This window comes from Planomonospora alba (assembly GCF_039534085.1).
GTDB classification, from domain to species: domain Bacteria; phylum Actinomycetota; class Actinomycetes; order Streptosporangiales; family Streptosporangiaceae; genus Planomonospora_B; species Planomonospora_B alba.
The window spans coordinates 1-1,547 of the sequence record NZ_BAAAUT010000143.1; the positions used below are offsets into that span (position 1 = coordinate 1).

The 1,547-nt window shown below is 71.0% G+C and carries 1 protein-coding gene; it reads right to left on the reverse strand.

Going from position 1 to position 1,547, the window contains the following annotated elements; genetic code table 11:
• Positions 1 to 735: hypothetical protein (locus tag ABD823_RS34300; RefSeq protein ID WP_344867102.1), on the reverse strand; the 735-nt coding region annotated here is incomplete at its 3' end.
• Positions 736 to 1,547: the final 812 nt, after the last annotated feature.

A 1,547-nucleotide genomic window follows, 5' to 3' on the forward strand; every position in this document is an offset into this window, starting at 1 on the left:
CCGAACGCTCGTCACGACGGAACCCGCCACGGTCGTCCCGATCCCGGAAACCACCACCGCGCGGCCGGTCCTCCCGACCGAACGACGGCCGATCCCCCCGATCCCGCGACCCGTACTGACCACGCGCCTGATCCCGGTCCCCGTACGGACGACGCTCACCACCGCGATCGTCCCGATCCCGGAAACCACCACCGCGCGGCCGGTCCTCCCGGCTGAACGGACGACGCTCACCACGGTCGTCACGACCACGGAACCCGCCCTCACGATCCCCGTACGGCCGGCCACCCGAACGCTCGTCACGACGGAACCCGCCACGGTCGTCCCGATCCCGGAAACCACCGCCCCGCGGCCGGTCCTCCCGACCGAACGACGGCCGATCCCCCCGATCCCGCGACCCGTACTGACCACGCGCCTGATCCCGGTCCCCGTACGGACGACGCTCACCACCGCGGTCGTCCCGATCCCGGAAACCACCACCGCGCGGCCGGTCCTCCCGACCGAACGACGGCCGATCCCCCCGATCCCGCGACCCGTACTGACCACGCGCCTGATCCCGGTCCCCGTACGGACGACGCTCACCACCGCGATCGTCACGATCCCGGAAACCACCGCCCCGCGGCCGGTCCTCCCGACCGAACGACGGCCGATCCCCCCGATCCCGCGACCCGTACTGACCACGCGCCTGATCCCGGTCCCCGTACGGACGACGCTCACCACCGCGATCGTCACGACCACGGAACCCGCCCTCACGATCCCCGTACGGCCGGCCACCCGAACGCTCGTCACGACGGAACCCGCCACGGTCGTCCCGATCCCGGAAACCACCACCGCGCGGCCGGTCCTCCCGACCGAACGACGGCCGATCCCCCCGATCCCGCGACCCGTACTGACCACGCGCCTGATCCCGGTCCCCGTACGGACGACGCTCACCACCGCGGTCGAACGAGCGGTCGCCTCTGTCCCGCGAGCCGTAGGTCCTGTCCGAACGCCCCTCTCGGCGCTCCCCATATCGCGGGCCGTCGCCGGGACGTCCGCCTCGGCTCATGCGATCGCCGCGGTCGCCTCCGCCCCATCCGCGGTTCCCGCTCTCCTCGCGGCGAGCATCGCCGTCACGCCCGTTGTCACTGTTCACTTCTGGTCCATTCGTTTGCTCAGTTGCGAGCACGTCCCGTCTCGGTCCTGGGACGAATCGTTACGCGGGCGGTCTCAGGCCGCAGGGTGCGCCCCGTTCGCTGTGCTGCCCCGCCCTATCGTGCTCTGGTGCGACGAAGGCCACCCGCGGTGGGGGTGGCCCGGCACCTCCAGCCTAGCAAGTCGTCCAAACTCTCCAGACCTCGTGTGCCCTGCGACCACGACCGTGCGCGCATGTGGAGCAACGTTCCGAGGCACTTCGCCGGCGCTTCCACCCCGGGCCACCACAGCTTCTGAAACCGAAAAGGCGCCCTCTTCCGGTCCGCGGAGAAAACAAGAAGGGGCCGCCCCGGAAGACGACCCCCCCACACCCCGAAAACAGAAAGGGCCGCCCCGAAGGACGGCCCTCACTCAAA